General features: G+C 53.5%; 22 protein-coding genes. 11 read left to right on the forward strand and 11 right to left on the reverse strand.

Translation table 11 applies throughout. The annotated features are described in order from the left end of the window. Together O6944_03245 and O6944_03250 are read left to right on the forward strand one after the other, a co-directional pair. The coding region (locus O6944_03245) for an asparaginase (GenBank protein ID MCZ6718155.1) at positions 1–243 on the forward strand (243 nt) is incomplete at its 5' end. 64 nt (positions 244–307) lie between these two features. Further along, entirely contained in the window at positions 308–724 is a 417-nt protein-coding gene (locus O6944_03250; protein ID MCZ6718156.1) for a secondary thiamine-phosphate synthase enzyme YjbQ, read from the forward strand. A 22-nt stretch (positions 725–746) separates the two neighbouring features. On the opposite strand, the gene hemH is transcribed toward O6944_03250, so the two are convergent. Then, positions 747–1,856 (reverse strand): ferrochelatase, encoded by a 1,110-nt coding sequence (hemH, locus tag O6944_03255; GenBank protein ID MCZ6718157.1) that lies wholly within the window; start codon positions 1,854–1,856, stop codon positions 747–749. Between the two features lie 96 nt (positions 1,857–1,952). Here hemH and O6944_03260 point away from each other — a divergent pair, with 96 nt between their 5' ends. Then, a complete protein-coding gene (locus O6944_03260; protein MCZ6718158.1) occupies positions 1,953–2,312 on the forward strand; it encodes a cupin domain-containing protein in 360 nt (119 codons plus the stop codon). Positions 2,313–2,357: 45 nt separating this feature from the next. Here the strand turns inward: O6944_03260 and O6944_03265 are convergent, their stop codons facing one another. The 6 genes from O6944_03265 to O6944_03290 form a co-directional block, all read right to left on the reverse strand. Then, positions 2,358–5,084, reverse strand: coding sequence for a LysM peptidoglycan-binding domain-containing protein (locus O6944_03265; protein MCZ6718159.1), 2,727 nt, complete (start codon positions 5,082–5,084; stop codon positions 2,358–2,360). A 252-nt stretch (positions 5,085–5,336) separates the two neighbouring features. Continuing rightward, positions 5,337–5,987, reverse strand: coding sequence for a VWA domain-containing protein (locus tag O6944_03270; protein MCZ6718160.1), 651 nt, complete (start codon positions 5,985–5,987; stop codon positions 5,337–5,339). Continuing rightward, the gene (locus O6944_03275) at positions 5,987–7,447 is read right to left on the reverse strand and encodes a hypothetical protein (GenBank protein ID MCZ6718161.1); all 1,461 of its coding nucleotides are present in this window, start codon (positions 7,445–7,447) and stop codon (positions 5,987–5,989) included. Before O6944_03275 ends, O6944_03270 begins: the two co-directional genes overlap by 1 nt. Before the next feature lie 50 nt (positions 7,448–7,497). Further along, complete coding sequence (locus tag O6944_03280; protein ID MCZ6718162.1) at positions 7,498–7,710, reverse strand: hypothetical protein; 213 nt, start codon at positions 7,708–7,710, stop codon at positions 7,498–7,500. A gap of 432 nt (positions 7,711–8,142) precedes the next feature. Then, positions 8,143–10,632: an FtsX-like permease family protein gene (locus O6944_03285; GenBank protein ID MCZ6718163.1), complete on the reverse strand. Its 2,490-nt coding sequence runs from the start codon at positions 10,630–10,632 to the stop codon at positions 8,143–8,145. Between the two features lie 21 nt (positions 10,633–10,653). Continuing rightward, positions 10,654–11,355 (reverse strand): ABC transporter ATP-binding protein, encoded by a 702-nt coding sequence (locus tag O6944_03290; protein MCZ6718164.1) that lies wholly within the window; start codon positions 11,353–11,355, stop codon positions 10,654–10,656. On the opposite strand from O6944_03290, the gene O6944_03295 reads away from it, so the two are divergent. From O6944_03295 to sfsA, 3 genes are all read left to right on the forward strand, one after another. Further along, positions 11,354–11,959 (forward strand): arylesterase, encoded by a 606-nt coding sequence (locus tag O6944_03295; protein MCZ6718165.1) that lies wholly within the window; start codon positions 11,354–11,356, stop codon positions 11,957–11,959. The genes O6944_03290 and O6944_03295 overlap by 2 nt on opposite strands. Before the next feature lie 115 nt (positions 11,960–12,074). Next, entirely contained in the window at positions 12,075–12,650 is a 576-nt protein-coding gene (locus tag O6944_03300; protein ID MCZ6718166.1) for an NUDIX hydrolase, read from the forward strand. Positions 12,651–12,697: 47 nt separating this feature from the next. Continuing rightward, complete coding sequence (sfsA, locus tag O6944_03305; protein MCZ6718167.1) at positions 12,698–13,408, forward strand: DNA/RNA nuclease SfsA; 711 nt, start codon at positions 12,698–12,700, stop codon at positions 13,406–13,408. A gap of 10 nt (positions 13,409–13,418) precedes the next feature. Here sfsA and O6944_03310 read toward each other — a convergent pair whose 3' ends face one another. After that, complete coding sequence (locus O6944_03310; GenBank protein MCZ6718168.1) at positions 13,419–13,646, reverse strand: hypothetical protein; 228 nt, start codon at positions 13,644–13,646, stop codon at positions 13,419–13,421. Positions 13,647–13,884: 238 nt separating this feature from the next. On the opposite strand from O6944_03310, the gene sat reads away from it, so the two are divergent. Continuing rightward, the gene (sat, locus tag O6944_03315; protein ID MCZ6718169.1) at positions 13,885–15,102 is read left to right on the forward strand and encodes a sulfate adenylyltransferase; all 1,218 of its coding nucleotides are present in this window, start codon (positions 13,885–13,887) and stop codon (positions 15,100–15,102) included. Between the two features lie 31 nt (positions 15,103–15,133). Here sat and rho read toward each other — a convergent pair whose 3' ends face one another. Together rho and trxA are read right to left on the reverse strand one after the other, a co-directional pair. Then, entirely contained in the window at positions 15,134–16,390 is a 1,257-nt protein-coding gene (gene rho, locus O6944_03320; protein MCZ6718170.1) for a transcription termination factor Rho, read from the reverse strand. Between the two features lie 175 nt (positions 16,391–16,565). Continuing rightward, positions 16,566–16,892, reverse strand: a complete 327-nt coding sequence (gene trxA, locus O6944_03325) for a thioredoxin TrxA (protein ID MCZ6718171.1) — start codon at positions 16,890–16,892, stop codon at positions 16,566–16,568. Positions 16,893–16,991: 99 nt separating this feature from the next. On the opposite strand from trxA, the gene rhlB reads away from it, so the two are divergent. Beyond that, complete coding sequence (rhlB, locus tag O6944_03330; GenBank protein MCZ6718172.1) at positions 16,992–18,284, forward strand: ATP-dependent RNA helicase RhlB; 1,293 nt, start codon at positions 16,992–16,994, stop codon at positions 18,282–18,284. Between the two features lie 14 nt (positions 18,285–18,298). On the opposite strand, the gene O6944_03335 is transcribed toward rhlB, so the two are convergent. Beyond that, positions 18,299–18,970, reverse strand: coding sequence for a dienelactone hydrolase family protein (locus O6944_03335; protein ID MCZ6718173.1), 672 nt, complete (start codon positions 18,968–18,970; stop codon positions 18,299–18,301). 260 nt (positions 18,971–19,230) lie between these two features. Between O6944_03335 and O6944_03340 the strand changes: the two genes are divergently transcribed. Genes O6944_03340 through O6944_03350 form a run of 3 tightly spaced genes read left to right on the forward strand, consistent with a single transcriptional unit; the run spans position 19,231 to position 21,265 of the window. After that, positions 19,231–19,338: a lipoprotein gene (locus O6944_03340; GenBank protein ID MCZ6718174.1), complete on the forward strand. Its 108-nt coding sequence runs from the start codon at positions 19,231–19,233 to the stop codon at positions 19,336–19,338. A 5-nt stretch (positions 19,339–19,343) separates the two neighbouring features. After that, on the forward strand, positions 19,344–20,594 hold the full coding sequence (lysA, locus tag O6944_03345) for a diaminopimelate decarboxylase (protein MCZ6718175.1): 1,251 nt from the start codon (positions 19,344–19,346) through the stop codon (positions 20,592–20,594). Between the two features lie 5 nt (positions 20,595–20,599). After that, positions 20,600–21,265, forward strand: a complete 666-nt coding sequence (locus O6944_03350) for a class I SAM-dependent methyltransferase (protein ID MCZ6718176.1) — start codon at positions 20,600–20,602, stop codon at positions 21,263–21,265. Positions 21,266–21,619: the final 354 nt, after the last annotated feature.

Below are 21,619 nucleotides of genomic sequence, written 5' to 3' on the forward strand. Positions count from 1 at the left end.
TCAAAGGGAGGGGCGGAAGCCGTCCAGTGCATCGGCGTACGCAGCCGAGGCATTGGCGTCGCAATTAAAATCGTCGATGGTGGGCCTCGCGTCCTGGGGACAGTTACCGTGGAGGTCCTAAGACAGTTGCGGCTTTTGAGAGGCCTCAAACATGCGACGCTAGAACGATATGTCCGACCAAAGATTACAAATCATCGAGGGACAGTAACGGGCGAGATAAGGACTGTCTTTGAGTTGCTGTAGGCAACGCCGGATTGCAAACTTCTAAATAGTTCGATGCGATTACATCATTAAGTGGAGATGTCGGGTGGTGGTACAGGAGACATTGACTGTTAGTACCCGTGGTCGGGGTACTTATGACATTTCTGGCGACGTTGCCAGGGTCGTGGGGTCATCCGGTGTGGAGAACGGTTTGTGTCACGTTTTCGTGCAACATACGAGCGCTTCGCTGATGCTGTGTGAGAATGCCGATCCCACCGTTCGAAGTGATCTGGAATCGTTTATGTCACGGATCGTCCCAGACGGCGATCCGCTCTTTCAGCATACGACGGAGGGGCCCGACGATATGCCCGCCCATGTGCGGTCCGTGCTGACCCAATCCGGACTGACCGTTCCGGTCAGCCGCGGGCGTTGTGTGTTGGGTACCTGGCAGGGGATTTACCTCTGGGAACATCGCAAAGCGCCCAACCGCCGGCGTATTACCATTACCGTCTACGGGGAGTGAGCGTGGTCAGCGAGCCCGTTTTCTAGTGCTGTGCCCCCAGTGCTTGCGCCCTTTCTCTACTGGCTTCATTTTGCGTTTTCTTATCCTTTGCGTTCCAGTCAGCCGACGCCTCCGGCCAACCTTGCGTGTGCTTGACAATCAGCTTAGCAAGCGCGCCGATGTGTTCAGGGGTATCGTTCAAGGCCGGAATATAGTTGAATTGCTCGCTCCCGGCTCGCGCGAACAGCGCCCGGGCTGCCATGTCGATTTCCTCCAGGCTCTCAAGACAGTCAGCGGCAAATCCAGGGCAGACGACGTCCACACTTTTAACATTGGCAGCGCCCCACTCCCGCAGTGTCTGATCGGTGTAGGGCTTTAGCCATTCTCTTGGGCCCAAGCGCGACTGGAATGCGACACCCCAGGTGTCATCCGCGAGCTGCAAGCGCTCCGCCACAAGTCGGGCCGTCTTGTGGCACTGGCAGTGGTAGGGATCACCAGCCAAAAAGTAATGCCTCGGGATGCCGTGGAAGGAAAACAACAGTCGTTGCGAACGGTCGTGCAATTCCCAGTAAGTTTCAATCCGCTTTGCCAAGGCGTTGATGTAACCCTCGTCATCGTGGTATTGGGTGATCATGCGTATGTCGGGCAGCCACCGCCAGCCTCTGAGTACGCGGGTAACCGCATCGAACGTGGATGCGGTGGTGGTAGCGGAATATTGTGGGTAAAGCGGAAAAACCAGCAGGCGGCGGGCGTTGGCCTGGCGGAGTTTTTCAAGGGCGCTCTGAATTGATGGATTGCCGTAGCGCATCCCCAGGACAACCTTAAACGGTCCGCCAAATTTCTCCTGTAATGCCTGGCTTAGTGCTTCCGCCTGTCTCTCTGAAATCGTGCGCAGGGGTGATCCGTTGTCTGTCCAGATCTTCCTGTATGCTCCAGCCGAGCGCTTTGGGCGAGTACGAAGGATCACGCCGTGCAGGAGCAGCCACCGTAGTGGCCCCGGAAGTTCTATCACTCGCGGATCGGATAAAAACTCCCTTAGGTAACGCCTTAGCGCCGCTGGTGTCGGCGCATCAGGTGTCCCAAGATTATTCAACAAGATCCCAATACACGCTTGGGTGCCATGGGTAAAATCCGAATCACCGACGTATTGAATCATTCAAAATGTCTTCTTGTGCATAACAAATTTTGGTGGCCAACAGTATAGCGCTTCCTCGCAGAGTGACGCTCGAAACATCATGAGGGCCGTACCATGTTCATTAAACAACTTAATGCCTGCAATGAGATCATCGCCAACGATGGCACTCGAGTATATGAATTGCTTCATCCACGCCAAGATCCGGTGGAGCTCCCGTATTCTCTTGCGTTAGCAATGTTGGATGCTGGACAGCGATCCAAGGTGCATTACCTTCGGCAAACGGAGGTTTACTATATCATTCGCGGACACGGCCGAATGCATGTGGGTGATGTGGATGAACCGGTTTCAGAAGGCGCTGCGGTCGTCATTCCGCCTGAGGCCCCACAATGGATTGAGAATACCGGTGAGACTGAGCTTGTATTCGCGGCAATCGTGAGCCCGCCGTGGCGAGCGGAGGACGATGTAAGAATCTGAAAGAGGTGCGCCAGTGTTACGGGACTGTAATTGGGCGCTCTGTTGCTAACACACCTTACAGTCGGGACTCGGCTGTGGCGTTCCTTCGTGGCGGTGCTCCACGCGCGGGAAGATTACCGAAGTACCGGGGTGCACCGCGTTTAAGTCGAGGTTGGGGTTGTACTGACGGAGCAGCCAGACCGGCACGTCATAGGTGCGCCGCGAGAGCAACCAGAGTGAATCACCCCATTGGACAACGTGCTCGTGTGAGCCCGTGATCTGGAACTGCCCGAAAAACATCTCTTGCAGTTCGGAGTGGTAAGCTAGCCGTTGTTGCTCGAATTCCTCGGGGGTAACTCGGGAGAAATCCAGCTGTACACGTCTGCCGATCATCAGCGCCTGTCCGTACTTCATCTTGTTTATGTACCGCAGTCGGCTCGCGCGCAGTTGAAGCCACTCAGCATAGTGGCCGAGTGTCTCCGCAGACTGCACCTCGATCGTGTGATCACTTGCGACCGAGTAGTCGCTCGGATCCGCAGACAGGGCCGGGTGGACCGCTGTCGGCAACGTCGGCCCTAGTACCGCCGCCTCTTCGGGCGAAGCCGGCTCGGCGGACTCGATGGCCACGATATCTGCCTTGGTCATCTCCAGGGGGGTGGTCTCGGTGGTGGTATCGTCCGCGATGGGGGCCGTGCCAGCGGGGAGCGCCTCTGCAAAGGATTCGGGCCCGTCGATGGAAGAAGACTCGTGGGGAGTCGGTGCGACAGACGCGGTCTCGTAAGACTCACTTCGCATAGCGACGGTTTTATCGGCGAGATCACCCTCCCCCGTGGCCGGCTCATTTTCCTCCGCTGCAAGTGCGGCAGCCTCGAGGGGATCTGGCGAAGCGGGTTCCTCCGGCTGGGTCTCTAAGCCCAACATTGAAGGCTTGAGTTGACTACTTGCGAGCTCATTGCGTGTTTCATCACTTAAGCTTTCAGGCATCTCGGCGGCAGCGGTTTCTGTGCTGCCCTGTTGGGTGTTGGGCTCCGTGGCTAGGGCGACTTGCACCTCTGCTGGCGGCGTTGACGTGGCCGGTGTCACGTCCTCGCCCTCGGCGGTTTCGGTTGCTGCGGATACCCCTATCTCGGGCGCGGCGCTTGCCACAACAGTCTCAGTGCTATCGATTGCGGTTTTTGCCGGCGGCTCCCCAACAGCTGTGCCATCGCTGCCAGTGGAAACGGCAGCGACGCGTATTGTCTGTCCCGGGTGGATAAGATGGCGGTTGGAAAGTTGATTGGCAGCGATAAGCTCTTGTTCGTTTACAGCGAAGCGGCGTGAAATTGAGGACACCGTGTCGCCGCGACGCACGGTGTAGAGTCCGTCAGCTGGTGGCTCAACGCGATCAACTTGCTTGGAACTCGCTGCCGCGACCTTCGTCGGTGCGCCACCTTCCTTGTAGGGCAAGCGTAACGTCTGACCCGCGACAATAAAATGACGGCTACGAAGCCCGTTAAGCTCAGCTAGCTCCCTGGGACTTGACCTGAAGCGTGCGGCAATGAGAGACAGGGTATCGCCACGCTGCACCTTATAGAACTTGTCGGGCGTCTGAGCGCTGAACCGCTCAGACGGCGCAATGCTCGCAAGTACTGTTTCAGCGGACTCAGGCGCCAGATTGCGGGGCACGCGTAGCTTGAATCCGCGTGGCACGAACTTGGTCCCATTCCATACCGGTGATCTGAGCGCAGGATTGTGTTTCTTTAGTATTCGCTGATCCACGCCCAAGGCGCGGTCGATTGTAGCGACCGTCATATAGTCGGGAACCTCCACGGTCACCGTGTCTGGGGGTGTGTCGCGACGGAGCTTGCCGAAGTATTTCTGTGAATTATTAGCGACGTCGAGTGCGGCGAGAAACGCAACGTAAAAATTACGCGATGCGAAGCCGAAGGTGCGGCTCTTATAGTCACGTACGATAATGGCGATGTCATCCGTTCCTAACTTCCGCACGGCTCGCCGCATACCCGCAATGCCGTGATTGTAGGCAGTAATCGCCAGTGGCCAACTGCCGATCACATTGTAATTGTGCTCCAGCAACTGTGCGGCGGCGACAGTTGAGAGGAACGGATCCAAACGCTCGTCGACAACGTGGTCCACCCGCATATATCGGCGCCCCGTGGAGCGCGTGAACTGCCAGAGTCCGGAGGCCCCGACGTGCGATCGGGCCGCGGGATTATAGGAGGACTCCACATGAGGCAGCGCAGCAAGTTCCGTTGGCAGGCCCATCTGCGAGAAGGTCTCTATAATGTACGCGTCCCAGGCGCCGGAGCGAATGCGTCCGGCACGGAACTTGTCTGCCTGGCCCAACTGGAACCGAACCCGATCAGCAGCGGTGCGTAATGTACGGTTACTGACATCCGGGGGCCACTGCGCCAGTACAAGCCGTTCCTCCGCAGTGAGGCCCTGCCGCTTTCCTCCGCCAAGGGTTAGGAGGATTATCCTATATTGCTTCTTTACCTTTTTTACGTGCTTTGCCCGGGTGCGCCGACTCATGTCCGGTGAAAATCGGATGATCTCGTAGACGACATCAAATTCGCGGGCATCATGTACAAGTCCCCCTTGGGTGGGCACCTCCGTATACACGCGTGTCCAAAACTGAACAGCGGGTTCCAATTCTGGCGGTCGCGGCAGGAGAACAGGCTCTTTGGAAAGCGCGCTCGTGGGCAGTATGCTGAGCGCGATCACCATGAGGCAGATCTGCCTCAACGGCGCGCTCTGATTTGTCGCTTTCCGGTCTAATGTGGTCCCTTGAGCCACACTGTCTTCCCCCTACGCAATGTCAACCTGCTCTTGTGATAAATTGGCGTCGCTATGATCTGGTATTTGTATTTGCGCAACAGCCGATTAGGAGCGTTACTTATTGAATACCTAAGCTTACGTATATAGCACAGGAGTTCAAGTAATATTCTTGTATTTATTGATGTTGGAAAGGTTAGTCACACACGTGTGTGACCACAAAAATTTGGGGTAGGGTGATTGGGTGTGCGAAGTATCTTGTCAGGCGCCTTTTCAGCCGTCCAGGATTCGATCTAGGCGATCCATGTCGTTAATTACGCGCCATTTGCCCCCACCTGATTCAACACGCTGTTGCCATGCTTCCAAGCGGTTTAAATACTCACGGGGGTCTACGTTATCACTACGGAGTTTCGTTACGTTCACTGCCACGACATCAAATCCAGTGAGCTGCAGGGGTATGTCACGTACATAACCTTTTCTGAGGTCTTCCTTAAGGTCCGAAAAGATCAGAATGGTTTTTTTGCCGGTGCCTTTTTCATTCAGGTATTCAATAGCTTGCAAGATGCCGCCGGTGATATCTGTATATGCCGCAGGTTTGACTTCCTTGACGAAACTATCAACGCCCTGGCGGAACTTGCGTTTCTGATGATTGGCCATACTTGGCCGGTCGTCGAATGTCACCTTGGCGACGATGTCCTTCTCACTGAAACTGCCCGTATCGATGCGAGCGACCGCGAAAGAGTCTCTTGGTTCCATCGATACTAAGATGACATTAATGACTTTTTGCGCATCCTTGAGTTCGTTTACATAGGTGCCCGAAGTATCCATCAACATGTAGACACCGCGATTTGCCGGAGTGACATCGGAACATCCCGCTAATACGCATATTGCGGCTAGCATGATGAATCCTGTTAACCGTTTCATCAGGATGTCCCTCTAATAGTCATTGTCTCAGTTTTTGGTTCAGTGTCGTCTGACACCGATTTTGGCCCCATGATGCGCTTTCTGATGTGTTTCTCGATCCACAGTGGCCCGAAGATCACGAGATCGTACACGTGTACTAGCCATTTTCCGGAATAACGAAACACGTTTCCGGTCAGGCGTAAGAGAAAGGCCATACCCCGAAGGAGGCCAATCCCAATCATTCCGAGTACGGTTCGAAGCGAATGTACAAATGTTTCCAAAGGTATTGCTACAAACACGAGTGCGAAGGGCAGGATGAATCCCAGCCCCATTTGCGCAGCGGTGGTAATCCAGATAAATTCTGATTGAAACTCTGCGATGTCGTCACCTCGAAGTAAGGCGCTGGTGGCGAGTTCATCCTGCATTAGGGTTTCGCGCAGGAAAGCCAGTCCTGCCTCTACGCTGGCGAGTGCGAACAGAATGGTAAACGTGATCCAAACCATTCGAATGCGCATTCTGTCTTGTAGCGCACCGATCACAGGAAATAGGCGTGTAATCCGCAGGGATTCCATCAGAAATAGCCCCATGGAGATTTCGACTAGGATGATCACCAATGCGGAAATATCCGCGATCTTGAAGTTTCCAATGGTATTATGCCCACCCACCATCTCCGCCATCGGCCGAGCGATCAAGTGAAAGTTAATCATCGCACCACCCATAGCGATGATGAGGACGATAGAAGAGATGAAAAACTGAGTGAGTTCAGATGACGACAACATGCGTACCGCACGGTCGGTTTGCTTCTGAATATTTTCATAATCATCGATGTGCCGATCGATGACTTTAGCGCGTTCCAGCAATCTATTTACATTCTTATCAACAAGCCCAAGTGCCCGTTGTAACCTTCGCCAATGGGGCATCATTTTTGTCAGCAATTTGTGACGAACATGAGTGGCTTTGCGGTATTCCTCCAGGGCTCTATCATGAGCCTTAACCATGGAGCCGTGGATCTCTGCAAGAATGTCGCTAACCATGGGGTCACTCTTTGCAGGTATCTTGGCAATGGCTTCGACTGCTTTAGTCCAGGCTAGTGGTGAGGGTGGTACTTCGGTGCTTTGTTTGTAGTCCTCTTCGATCACAGTGAATTCTTCACTGAGTTTTCTGTGCAGCGTTGGGTATTCGGCCAGGTCGCTGCTAATAGTTGTATAAACCCGCTCGAATTCCCGCTCTATAATGCGTTCCGATGCTTCCCTTCCAGCAGCCAATAAAACTTCTTTATTACGTTGGGATAATTTCTTTTCCGCTCGCATTATGGAGTTAGCGGCTAATCGCATGGCATGATGCAAAACGCGACTAAACGACAGGATGACACGGTGCGCAGGTGCTCTCGCAATATACAAAAGCACGGCCAGGATGATGAGCCAGATTACCCCTGACCATAAGGGATTTGGCACAATCGTATAGATATCCGAAAATGACATAAGGGCCTCCGGGTACTGCTAACTGCTACGTTCGACGAAGAGACACCAAACTATTGACTCTCTTGGTCGATAGTTTTGCGCTGTCTGGCAGCCGCGTCCATCAAGGTCTGTTCCACACCCTTGGCTTTTTCTAAAGCGTGCACTTGAGTCTCCCATACATGATCCTCGGCACTACGCGGTTTGTTGTTATTGTCTGTATCGCTCGAACAGCCCGATAGAAGCGATATCGCAAGACACAGTGGAAAATAAAGTAGGGTTCGCATGGTCTGTCTTCAGGACTTGGAGAAAATTCAGACGTATCGTTCTGTCCACTCCTACTATATAGCACTTTTTTTTTGCGTTGAGCCGCATCAAATCTATTATTGGCCGAACGGTGATTCACCGTGCCTTAGTGCCTAAAGCCACGCGGTTACAGCGATTTCTGGTTAGTATAATCTGAGTAATCTGCCACGGCCCTGGATTCTGCTTGAAATGTGATGTCTTAGGCATTTCCCGCAGCCCCATGGCATCCGACGGCGGGGCGTTGTCAACCGGTCCTGCTTTGTATTGTGTAAAGGATCTGATATCGACTGAGAAGAGAAAGCACATGGAATTCAATATGTTAACAACCAGTTAGTTAGTTAGCTACTGATTCCGGATCCCTTTCACGCAGTGCGACCAACTGATTCGACTGTCAAATAACGCGACAGTTCTGGTTAAATCTGTCGCAGTGTTGCGATCGGTGATTGCTGAAGAGCAGAACGCGTCCCGATAATGCCCGCAACGCCGATTCCGACTGCCCCGATGATAAGTCCTATAGGCAAGAGCCATGGATTAAACTGGTAATCGATATTGAAGACATGCGTGGCCAACACATAGCCGCATATGCTCGCTGCGACAGCCGCCAGCAGCCCTGTGAACAGTCCCAAACAGGTAAATTCGGTGACTAAGCCTTTAACTAACTGCGAGGTGGTTGCGCCAAGCGTCCGGAGCAGTGCGATCTCCCGTATCCGTTCGTCATGGGTCGCCTGGATCCCAGCGAAAAGCACGACGAGTCCCGCCAGCAATGTGAGTACGAAGACGTATTCCACTGCAGTTGCAGCCCGGTTAATGATCTGACGTGCCTGTCCCATGAGGGCATCGACATCGAGAATTGTGATGCTGGGAAAACGTTTGATGAGTTCGTTAAGCATCGGTTTATGCTCGGCTGACAGATGGAAACTCGTGATATAAGTAGCAGGGCTAGCTTCCAGCAATTCCGGGTTTGAAATAACAAAAAAGTTGACATTGAAGGAGTCCCATTCGACAAATCGAATGTTACTGACTGTACCTTTCACTTCTCGGTCAGCAACCCGAAACACCAGACCGTCATTTAGCTTTATTCCAAGCGTATCAGCAATTCCCTGTTCAATTGAGAACAGGCGTTCATCCTGATCGTTGGCTGTCCACCAAACACCTTCAATGATTTGATTGTTCGACTGGAGCAGCTCAGCCCACGACAGGTTGAATTCCCGATCAGTAAGGCGTTGTGCCCGTGGGTCTGAATAATCATCCGGGTCCACGTCATGTTCATTGATGGCAATCAACCTGCCGCGCACCATCGGATACAGCAAGGGTGGCGCATCGCCTTGTTCCCTGAAGAAGCGTTTTATATCTTCCACCTCGTCTGGTTGAATATTGATGATGAACTGGTTCGGTGCATCGGCAGGTAACTTATCCTGCCATTCAGCAATCAGGTCCGTTCGGACGACAGTCAGCAAAAGCATCGCCGTGATTCCGAGACCGAGTGCTACTATTTGGACGATACTGCTCCCAGCGCGTCGGATGATATTCGTTAGGCCGAAACGCCATGCAACTCCGACGCGTGTGCGCAAACCACTTAGCAATTTAATAACTATCCATCCAAGACCTGCGAGCACGACGCTAGTGATGACAAGTCCGCCCAACGTGTAAGCGGTTAATTGAACATAACCCGATTGCCACGGTGCCAGTGCCGCAAGTGCAGCGACCGCGACTATATACACGGTAACGTTTTGCCTCGGCACCGGCCCAAGATCACGCCGCAGAACCCGTGCAGGTGGCACGGACTTCAGGCGCGTGACTTCCGGCAGTCCAAACCCCAATAAGGTGATCAGCCCTACAGCAACACCACTGAGCACCGGAGTCCAGGTCGGTGGGGGGAGCACGGCGGAGGTGAGGTCCGACATCAGCCTGGAGAGGCCAAACTGCACTAGGAAACCCAGGGCACAACCCGCCAAACTGGTTACGAACCCGAGCGTGAGCAGCTGGATCAGATACGTGCGACTGATATATCCCTGGGTTGCTCCAAGACAGCGCATGATGGCGCAGTTGTCGAAGTGCCTGGCCACGTATCTGCGGGTGGCCAAGACGATGGCAAGGCCTGCCAACGCGACGGCAACCAGTGCTGCAAGGCCAAGAAACTGCTCGGCGCGTTCAAGCGCTGCACGAAGTTCAGGCCGGGCTTCCCGCAGACCCCGCATTGCCAGGTTTTCCTCACGTTGGATTCTGGCCCACTGGCGGAATGTGGCGATATCCTCAGGCGCGCCTGCCAGGAGTAGACGGTAGTGTACGCGGCTCGCTGGTTGCACCAATTGCGTTGCGGGGACATCAGCCAAATTGATTAGGATCCGTGGTGCGATGTTGAAGAGTTCCGCACCACGATCCGGTTCATAGGCGAGCACTCTGCTCACGACGAATTGGGATGCACCTAGGCTGATTTGCTCACCAATGGCAAGGTTAAGGAGCTGGATCATGCGGGTATCTAGCCAAGCTGTACCGGGTTCGGGGATCTGCCGGGTTTCAATCGCCGATGCGAAAAGCTCGGGTGCTGTGCGCAGCTCGCCCCGCAAAGGATAGTTGTCGTCGACGGCCTTTACCTCGGCGAGCTGTAACTTTTTGCCGGCTACCGCAACGCTCCGAAAGCTGAGTGACTGGGCTGTGCTTACATTCAGGTCTCGAGCTTGCGCAACAAAAAACGCTGGGATCGGATCGGGTGAAGCAAGAACCAGATCAGCAGCTAAGAGTTCTGCCGCCTGGTATTCAGTTGCGTGGTGGATTCGGCTGGTAAAGAATCCCACAGATGTCACGCTGGCAACCGCGATGATGAGCGCAATGGCGATGAGCTGGAGTTCACCAGATCGCCAGTCACGCTGAAGTGCGGTCAATGCAAATCTGATTATTTTCACGTTTTCTGCAATTGGGTTTGGTTAGGGCGTTCGAGTCGTGTCATGACTCAGTTTGCCGCCGTTTAGCGTAAGACGCGTGTGGCACCGCTTTGCGATGGCGTCGTCATGAGTCACCAGCACGAGGGTGGTTCCGTATTCCTGATTTAGCGAGAAGAGAAGATCAATGATCTGTGCGCCGGTCTTCTGATCCAGGTTGCCCGTTGGTTCGTCAGCGAATAAAATCTTCGGTTGAGGTGCAAATGCTCTGGCAATCGCAACGCGTTGTTGCTCACCACCGGATAACTGACTAGGGTAATGATGCAGTCGTTCGCCTAGCCCAGTGCGTATGAGCACCTCAGTGCCTACCTCCCGTGGATCTTGATAGTTTGCCAATTCCAAAGGCAACATGACATTCTCCAATGCAGTGAGGCCGGGCAGCAACTGAAATGTCTGGAATACAAAGCCGACCCGCTGACTTCGCAACCGGGCACGCCCGTCCTCATCGAGGGTACTGAGATCGACGCTATCCAAAATGACTCGCCCGCTAGTGGGCATGTCCAAGCCTGCGAGTAGTCCGAGTAACGTAGATTTCCCCGACCCGGAAACGCCGAATATCGCCACAGCGTCTCCGTTCGAGATTGACAAATCAACGTTGTTGAGTATTGTCAATTGTCCTGCTGGACCGTTAACGTGTTTGCTGAGTTCTTCAGCCCGGACAATTGGTAGGGTGCGATCTTTCCTCATGTTTGTACGTGCCTTCTTCATCGCATTGATATTTGTTGCGGCTGCTTTCGCAGCAACGGATCCCGTGATTCTGGTTCTAGGCGACAGTCTGAGTGCCGGTTATGGGATTGATACGAAACGGAGTTGGGTAGCTCTGCTGCAACAGCGTCTCGCCCAACAAGGCTACAGTTACAGGGTGGTCAACGCCAGTATCAGCGGTGATACCCTACGCGGCGCTCGCACTCGGCTCGGGGAACTTCTAAACAACCACGGTCCGATCATCGTTGTAGTTGAATTGGGAGGCAACGACGGCTTGCGCGGCCTGCCAATATCAGAGTTGCGAGATAACCTGTCCAAGATACTTGAGGCATGTCGTGCCAGGGCCGCCGAGGTGGTGCTTGTGGCGATGCAGTTGCCTCCGAATTACGGCGGGCATTATACAGAACGGTTTGAAGCCGTCTATCGTGAGCTTGCTAAGGAGCACGATGTCATCCTTGCACCATTTATTCTTGATGGGATTGCTGATCATCCGGAACTCATGCAGGATGATGGCGTCCATCCCCGTACGGCTGCCCAGGAACGAATGCTGAATAACCTGTGGCCTTCAATAATGCCGCTGTTGTGAAACTCCCGTGTATCGCCCGTTACCAGCCATAGAAACTGCTTGCGGATTGGTCTTGGAGTATGGCCGGCTCAGGGTTATCAAATTTGATTAAAGGGTTTAGGAAAGGGATCAGATTGTGAAGTTCTGCAGTAATTGCGGCGCCGCAGTTCAGCAAAAGATCCCTCCAGGGGACGATCGACCCCGCTACGTCTGCGAAGCGTGTTCTGCGATTCATTACCAGAATCCGAGAGTGGTGGCTGGCTGTATTCCCGAGTGGCAGGACCGTATTCTCCTTTGCCGGCGTTCAATTTCTCCACGTTATGGTTTATGGACCTTACCGGCCGGGTTCATGGAGATAGGCGAAACGTCCCTTGAAGCGGCGATACGTGAAACCACTGAGGAGGCGAATGCCAAGGTGGACGTCATCGGCCTGTATGTGCTCCTGAATTTACCCCATGTCGATCAGGTATACATGATTTTTCGCGCGCGGCTGCTTGATTTAGATTTCTTGCCGGGAGACGAAAGTTTGGAAGTGCAATTATTTAAAGAAGAGCAGATCCCTTGGAATGATCTCGCCTTTTCCGCCATACGTCATACGCTGAGGCTCTATTTTGATGATCGGCGCCGAGGTCAGTTCCGCTTTCACATGGGAGACATCGTTCAGGTTGATGGCAGATACACTGGGTTTGAAGAACATCCTTCAGGAACCTGATCTGATCGGTCTATTCGACTGAGTAATTAACAAGCGTACGGCTGGCTATGCAATTTTCAAAGCCATTGATCCAGGGGACTTTGTTGCGCCGGTATAAACGGTTCCTGGCGGATGTTGAGCTGGCGGGCGGAGAACGCGTTACTGTGCATTGCCCAAACACGGGTTCCATGATGGGTTGTGCCGAGCCGGGATATCGGGTTTGGATGAGTGTCTCAGACAACCCCAAGAGGAAGTACAGGATGACTTGGGAAATCGTAGAGGACCAAGGGGGAACCTTGGTCGGCATCAATACGGTTCAATCGAACGGGTTAGTATGTGAAGCCATTAGTAACGGACTGATCGGTGAGTTGCAGGGCTATAAGGAATTGCGTTCTGAGGTGCGGATCAACAATGCCATGACCCGCATAGATTTGGTCCTCGATGGGAATACTAAAAAACCTCCTTGCTATGTAGAGGTCAAAAACGTAACGGCTGTGCATGATGAGGGTATTGCGTTGTTTCCTGACGCAGTGACGTTACGCGGAACCAAGCACGTCAACGAATTAATAGCGCTTTCAACGGCTGGAAATCGTGCAGTGATGTGTTTTTGCGTCCAGCGTGATGATGTTAGTTTAATGCGTCCTGCTGACGAGATCGATCCGACCTATGGGCGGATCCTTAGGCAGGCAATTGACTTAGGTGTAGAAGCAATTGCCTACCGTGCCAATGTGACGCTCACGGGCATTGAGCTGCGCGACAGGATCCCAGTTGAGACCTAGGCTGTTTTGTTTAACAGGGTTCGTCGAGCTTAACCCAGTAGCCGAAGGCGCATTCATAACACACGCCGTTGTCGCAAACGCAATCGTCCTGTTCATATTCCGTGTCATTCCAATAGCATCGTTTGGCGGCTCCTGACATTGAGACGGTGTCTGCTTCGGTTATGGAGCGGGCGATTTTGGAGTTTTTGCGGGCTGAATCCATGGGCTCAACCTGTACAGGGTCATCAGCTGCGGACATTGGCTCCCCTCGGGTTATGCTGTGAGTTCTGTAAGCTTAGCTTGAGCGCTTGTGGTGTGCCAGGAAAGACGGATGTCTGTGCAGGAAGTTTCTTGTGTGATTGCTGCGGCAGTAGAGGCTCGCACTGCATTTTTAGCAAAGACCGGTTGGAATTTGCCGCAGAGATCGCTATCGTTACGTGTTCTGTTTTTTTGTTTCATGGATTGGGATACACCGGTCTTCAACCAAGAATAAGGCGATGTCTGAGCTCGTAAGGTCCCATGGGGGCGGTGATCTAAAACCTCTGCTTCTTGAAGGTGACGCACTGGCTGCGGAGAAGGCCCGTGCGGAAAGTCTCAAACGGCTTGCTATCACATCCCGAGAGGTGGGTGATTTGATCATGATGGGAATCGGCGGATTTACCCCGCTGGAGGGGTTCATGGGTCACCATGACTGGCGCAGTGTTTGTGACGAGATGGTCATGGCGAACGGTCTCTTCTGGCCAATTCCCATTACCGTATCCACCGATAAGGCGACTGCGGACGGTATCAAGGAGGGCACCGACATCGCACTGGTGGATGGGGAGACCGGCGAGATCATGGCCACCATGGAGGTGACCGAAAAGTACGAGATCAATAACAGCTACGAGAGCAAGACGGTCTACAAGACAACCGATACCGAGCATCCCGGTGTCAAGATGGTCATGGAGCAAGCCGAAGTAAACCTCGCAGGTCCGCTAAAGGTGTTATCCCAGGGCGGTTTCCCGGAGAAATATCCTGATACCTTTAAAACGCCCAAGGAAACGCGGGATATCTTCGAGTCCGAGGGCTGGAGTACGGTGGCCGCTTTTCAGACGCGAAATCCCATGCATCGGTCCCACGAGTATCTGGTCAAGGTCGCCGTGGAAATTTGCGACGGGATACTGGTGCACTCGCTCCTAGGCAAGGTAAAACCCGGCGATATTCCTGCTGAAGTCCGTATCCGGGCCATCCGTGTGTTGATAGAAAACTATTTTGTAGAGGACACTGTGGTACAAGCCGGGTATCCGCTTGACATGCGCTATGCAGGTCCCCGGGAAGCCCTGTTGCATGCCTTGTTCCGGCAAAACTACGGCTGTTCCCATCTTATTATCGGGCGTGATCATGCGGGAGTCGGGAGTTATTACGGCCCCTTCGACGCTCAGCACATATTTGACGAAATTCCAAGCGATGCGCTTGCGATCCAACCTTTGAAGATCGATTGGACGTTCTGGTGCAACAAGTGTGAGGGCATGGCATCTATGAAGACCTGCCGCCACGATGCCGCGGACCGTCTTTTACTGTCTGGAAGCAAATTGCGCAACATGCTTTCCACTGGTGCTGATGTACCAGAGCACTTCAGTCGCCCCGAGGTTTTGGAGATCTTGCGGGAGTACTATGCTGGCCTTGCAGACGATGAAAGGGTAGTGGTGAATGTAACCGGACACTCGGCCCGCTAGCTATCGCTTTATTCGTGAGGTGGCGCCTGCCTTAGCGTTTCATCGATTCGAAGAATTCAGCGTTGGTCTTTGTTGCCTTGAGTCGTTCAAGTAGAAACTCCATGGCGGCTATTTCATCCATTGGGTGGAGGAGCTTCCTTAGGATCCACATTTTTTGTAGTTCGTCCGGGTTGGTGAGAAGCTCTTCCCTGCGCGTGCCGGAGCGATTGACGTTAATGGCAGGGTAAACACGTTTTTCATGCATTTTTCTGTCTAGATGGATTTCATTGTTGCCCGTGCCCTTGAATTCTTCGTAGATGACATCGTCCATCCGTGATCCGGTGTCAACGAGGGCAGTTGCGATGATCGTCAAGCTTCCGCCTTCCTCGATGTTGCGTGCTGCGCCAAAAAAGCGTTTCGGGCGTTGTAGGGCGTTGGCGTCAACACCGCCAGTTAGCACTTTACCGGAAGCGGGAACGACCGTATTGTAAGCTCGCGCAAGTCTGGTGATGGAATCTAGCAGAATGACGGCGTCGAGTTTATGCTCCACCAGGCGCTTGGCTTTTTCGATCACCATTTCAGCCACTTGAACGTGGCGGCCGGCAGGCTCGTCGAATGTGCTTGAGACAACCTCGCCGCGCACGGACCGCACCATTTCCGTGACCTCCTCTGGACGCTCATCAATGAGCAGAACGATTAGATAACATTCTGGATGATTGTGGGTGATTGACTGCGCGACACTCTGGAGCATCATGGTTTTTCCAGCCTTCGGCGGGGAGACGATCAGGCCACGCTGTCCCTTGCCGATGGGCGCCACGAGGTCGATGATGCGGGGAGTGAGATCTTCTGTAGTGCCGTTGCCGATCTCAAGAGTCAGACGGCTATCGGCGAACAGGGCGGTGAGATTCTCAAAGAGTATCTTGTTCTTGGCGTTCTCAGGCGGCTCGAAGTTGATTTCGTTGACCTTGAGCAGGGCGAAATAGCGCTCGCCGTCCTTGGGTGGGCGGATCTTACCGGAGATGCTATCGCCTGTACGCAGGTTGAAACGCCGGATCTGGCTGGGTGACACATAGATATCATCGGGGCCTGCGAGATAGGAGCTATCTGCTGAACGCAAGAACCCAAACCCATCCTGGAGAATTTCCAAGACCCCATCACCGTAGATGTCTTCACCCTTTTTTGCGTGGGCTTTGAGTATCTCGAAGATGACGTCTTGCTTGCGTGAGCGGGCTAAACCCTCGAGACCGAGGGTTTCTGAGATATCAACCAGCGCGGAAGGAGGTTTCTGTTTCAGTTCGGTGAGATTCATAGCCGCCCGACCGTTATGGCCGATGAACAACTAAGGACGTCATAAACGCCCACATAAATGGATTCGGGTAAAAGTCGATTTTGAGGGAATTACCGGGACAGCTAGTGCCGCCTTCAGTATTAAAGTAGCATGTCAAAAGGGTCGCGTCCAGCCCGAATAGCATAGCCGCGACTATTTATATGGTACTGTCAACAAACGCCATCAGTTGCGATTTGGACAAGGCCCCAACTTTGGTTCCAGCAAGATTGCCTTCCTTGAAGATCATCAACGTGGGAATCCCGCGAATGCCATATTTGGGTGGCGTTTTCGGGTTTTCATCGATGTTCATCTTGGCTACGGTGAGTTTGCCCGCGTACTGTTCCGAAATCTCTTCGAGAATCGGGGTAATCATTTTACATGGGGCGCACCATTCCGCCCAGTAATCCACTATGACAGGAGTTTCGGACTTAAGTACTTCATCTTCGAAGGTTGAGTCGGTAACATGAACGATGCGTTCGCCCATCCGGTTAGGTCCTCTTTTGTTGCCTGACGATCATTTCAGCGAAATTGCCCGCCGATTGCAAGTCCAACATAAAGCTGGATCACGCTATCTTGTAATCTGATGACAGTTCAGCATTTGACCGACGTACGATTTGCTGAATTTGATTTACATCAGCAGCTTATAGATGGCCTGGACGCAATTGGCTTTTCCCGTTGCACGCCGATTCAGGCTGAGTCGCTTCCTCTCATGCTATCGGGGAAAGATATGGCCGGTCAGGCCCAGACCGGCACAGGCAAGACCGCAGCCTTTTTATTGGCGACCATGGACCGGTTGCTGCGCAATCCAGCCCCACGTGCTCGGAAGCAAAATCAACCGCGTGCTCTGATCGTGTCACCTACAAGGGAGTTGGCTATCCAGATCCACAAAGACGCCAAAGAACTTGGGCAGTATACACCACTGTCCCTAGGGCTGGTGTACGGGGGCATCGACTATGAACGCCAGCGAGAGATGCTGGAGAACGGGGTCGACATTTTGATCGGTACGCCTGGACGCTTGATAGATTATTACAAACAGGGTGTCTTCAATCTTAAGGCCATTGAAGCGGCGGTTTTGGATGAGGCAGACCGCATGTTTGATCTGGGCTTTATCCGTGACATTCGCTACCTATTGCGACGCATGCCGAAACCGGAACGGCGTTTGAACATGTTGTTCTCTGCCACCTTATCTCTGCGCGTGTTGGAATTGGCGTATGAACATATGAATAATCCGGAGATGGTGAAGATCAATCCGGAGCAGGTCGCAGCCGATAATGTTTCCCATATCCTTTATCATCCCGCAACTAAGGAAAAAATCCCTCTGCTAATCGGATTGCTTAAGCAAATAGATCCGACAAGGACCATTGTCTTTGTTAACACGAAGCGGTGCGCTGAGACGGTTTGGGCCTATCTGGAGGGCAATGGGTTTCACGCCGCTATGCTCTCGGGTGATGTCCCCCAGGCAAAGCGGCAGCAGCTCATCGCAAAATTTGCGCGGGGAGAAATTCCGATCCTGGTTGCAACGGATTTGGCGGCACGTGGGCTGCACATCACCGATGTCAGCCATATTTTTAACTTTGATCTTCCACAGAATGGCGAAGACTATGTACATCGGATCGGGCGCACCGCGCGCGCGGGGGCCAGTGGTGATGCTGTGAGCTTGGCCTGCGAGGAATATGTTTATTCCTTGATGGATATCGAAGAATACATCGGTCACAAAATACCCGTAGCATCAATTACGGACGACCTACTTGTCTCTCCGCTACCGCCAGCTAGGCGAAAACGGCATCAAGCTGGGGGCCACAAGCAACGACCTCCGACGAGTCAGCGCAAAAAAACAGGAATGCAGAGGACCAGAAAACGGGGCCACGCACGCTGACAGTGAATAACGCTTTATTTTGCAAATCGATGCTGTAACCAATTGCTTATCTCAGCGATTTCCGGCGGGCACACGGCATGCTGCATTGGGAAAGTGCGCCACTCGATGTCGTAATTCATGTTTTTCAGCTGATCGAAAGATCTCTGGGCCTGGACTAGTGGTATCACCGGATCTTCCGTCCCGTGGACCATCAATATTGGGATGTTAGTGTTTGCTTGGTGTGCTTCCTTAGACAGGCGGCTCGGCAAGGGCAGATAGGTAGATAGCGCCAGCACGCCCGCTAGCCGATGCGGGTGCCTTAATGCGGTATGTAAGGCGACAGCGCCACCTTGTGAGAAGCCTGCGAGCAGAATTTTATCGGTCGTGATTCCGACGTCGCGTTCTGCATCAATCAATCCCGTCAATATCCGAGATGAATCCGCTATGCCATCAGTGTCTTCGTACTTCGTAAGATCGGCATCTTTAACATTGTACCAAGCCCGCATGGTAAGGCCGCCGTTAATCGTGATCGGCCGGTATGGCGCGTGTGGAAAGACAAACTGGATACCGTGATCATGCGGCAGCTTAAGCTCAGGCACGACCGGCTCGAAGTCGTGCCCATCGGCACCTAATCCGTGCAGCCAAATAACGGTAGCCGTATGTGTGCCCGCGGACGGGATCACAACGGCATCGAGTGGTCTGTCCATTGTGGAGTGGCCAGTCGCTCGCTAATGCTTGATGGGAGGTATCCTCGCAATTTGATCCCATTGCTTGCAAGTAGCCTAAAACCGGGCAGAAACACGATTGGGCTCTGTTCGTGATTTTGCTTGGGCGAGCATCTGAATCGTCATTGTAATGGCGCGCACGGGAGAGGAATTTTTGTTATTCTCGGGCAACAGCGGAGATGGAGGTAGCAGGAGACACGTTCATGAATACGCAGCTTTCCCAAATTGCAGGGTGGCTCGCTATGGTCGCATTGGCCATAGGAATCCTGATTGCAGGCTGCGGTCAAAAAGGGGATCTCTACCTTCCTGAAGATGAGCAAACGGCCCTAATCGATCCCCCCATTCGTTAGCTAACATGGACCCTTTCCACACCCGGGACGGCCAGCTCTACGCCGAGGGGGTCGCGCTGACCGACATTGCTAGGCAATTTGGCACGCCCTGTTACGTCTACTCGAGGGCTGCCATAGAAGGTCAGTGGCACGCCTTCGATCAAGCTTTTGCGGAGGTTCCTCACCTCATTTGTTATGCGGTAAAGGCCAACTCTTCCCTTGCCGTGTTGAATATTCTGTCGCGCTTGGGATCGGGCTTTGACATTGTCTCTGTCGGTGAACTTGAGCGCGTCATCAGGGCCGGTGGCGATCCGGGGAAGGTGATTTTTTCCGGCGTCGGCAAGCGGGCAGATGAAATGCAGAGTGCTTTGGAGACCGGCATCCGCTGCTTCAATGTTGAGTCGGTGGAGGAACTTGAACGACTCAACGATGTCGCTGGTGAGGTGGGTATGCGTGCTCCAGTGTCACTACGCGTGAACCCGGATGTAGATGCCAACACGCATCCATACATCGCCACTGGGCTGAACGAAAACAAATTCGGGATCGCCCCTGACAGTGCTCGGAATCTCTTTCGTCAGGCGGTTACGATGCCCAACATTGACATCGTTGGCGCTGGCTTTCATATCGGCTCGCAAGTTACGGAAATGGGACCGTTCCTGGACGCATTTCGGCGTCTTCTTATGCTTGTAGGCGAATTAGAATCTGACGGCATTAAGATAAAGCAGCTCGATATCGGTGGTGGTCTTGGTATCCGCTATCGGGATGAGCATGCACCGACACCCGCTGACTACGGTGCATCATTTCTCACAGCGCTTGAGCACCGGCCTTATGAAATCCTGGTTGAACCGGGCCGTGCCATCGTCGGCAACGCCGGCGTGTTGCTAACTAGAATTGAGTACCTAAAACACACGGAGCACAAAAACTTCGTCATTGTTGATGCAGCCATGAATGACCTGGTGCGTCCCGCCCTTTACGATGCTTGGCATGACATCGTCCCGGTCGTGACCGATAAGACAAGCCCGGCTCGGCGTTATGATATTGTCGGACCGGTTTGTGAGAGCGCTGATTACTTGGGTAAGGCGCGGGAGCTTAGTGTCCAGTCCGGGGATCTGCTCGCTGTACGATCGGCTGGCGCCTATGGATTCTGCATGAGCTCGACCTATAACTCTCGGCCACGCGCAGCCGAAATCATCGTTGATGGGGAGGAAGCGCATCTCGGACGCGCTCGACAAACGCTGGAGGATTTGATGGCTGGGGAATTTCAGCTGCCGGAATAGCTGATATGGAGCGTGTCCCTGAGCCTGAACTGATGAATAACCCAGCGCAGGCACGAGCTTACGCACAGGCGGATTTCTCTGCGCCGCATTCGATGTTTATCGACAAGTTCAAGACTGTGTTCCCCGTCGGGGTGATCGATGGCTATGTGCTTGATCTGGGCTGCGGGACGGCGGACATTACGGTTCGATTCGCCGAGGCCTATCCCAACTGCCGGCTCGACGGCGTGGATGGTGCCGAGCCGATGCTCCGATTCGGCCAAGTGGTCGTTGTTTCACACGGGCTTTCAGATCGCATCCGGTTGATACATGGGCACCTGCCGGGGGCGAAGCTGCCACGGAGACACTATGACGTGCTCATCTGTAACAGCCTGTTACATCATTTGAATGAGGGAAGAGTGCTTTGGGAAGCCGTCCGAATGTACACGCGCCAGGGTGGCGCAGTGTTTGTGATGGATCTTCTGCGCCCGGAAACTTCGGAAGCAGCCACTCGGCTCGTTGCCGAGTACGCAGGGGGCGAGCCGGACATCCTGAGGCGTGATTTCTACAATTCCCTCTGCGCCGCCTATCGCCCGGATGAGGTCCGAGAACAACTCACCGCTGCGAGCCTGTCGCATTTAACAGTGGAGATAATCTCGGACCGGCACTTGATTGCCTATGGGCATCGATACTAATAACAGGCCATTGATCTCTGTTGCACACTCCGATTCCAACTTAACCCGCCAAGTGGATTGCGTATCGAAGCGGGCGCTGCTCCGGATTTTAAGGGGGAGGCTCACTTGGATGCCGTGACCCACGTGTCCGCGGGTCCTGAACATGTTTTTTAAGGCCGCGGTCGATTATAATGGCGCGCACAATAATAGTGCGAAGAGCAGAAGGCTCGCCCCGTCTTAGTGCACTTGGCCTCGCATCGGTCGTACTAATTTGTTGTCTTTTAACGGGTTACGGCGGCCCGGGTATGGCATGTATTATGCCATTCATGCCTGCCAAGGTTGTTTCTGTGGAACCGTATCTAGAGTGAGGAGGGG

The sequence above is a fragment of the Gammaproteobacteria bacterium genome, from assembly GCA_027296625.1.
In the GTDB taxonomy this organism is placed as follows: Bacteria; Pseudomonadota; Gammaproteobacteria; order JAKEHO01; family JAKEHO01; genus JAKEHO01.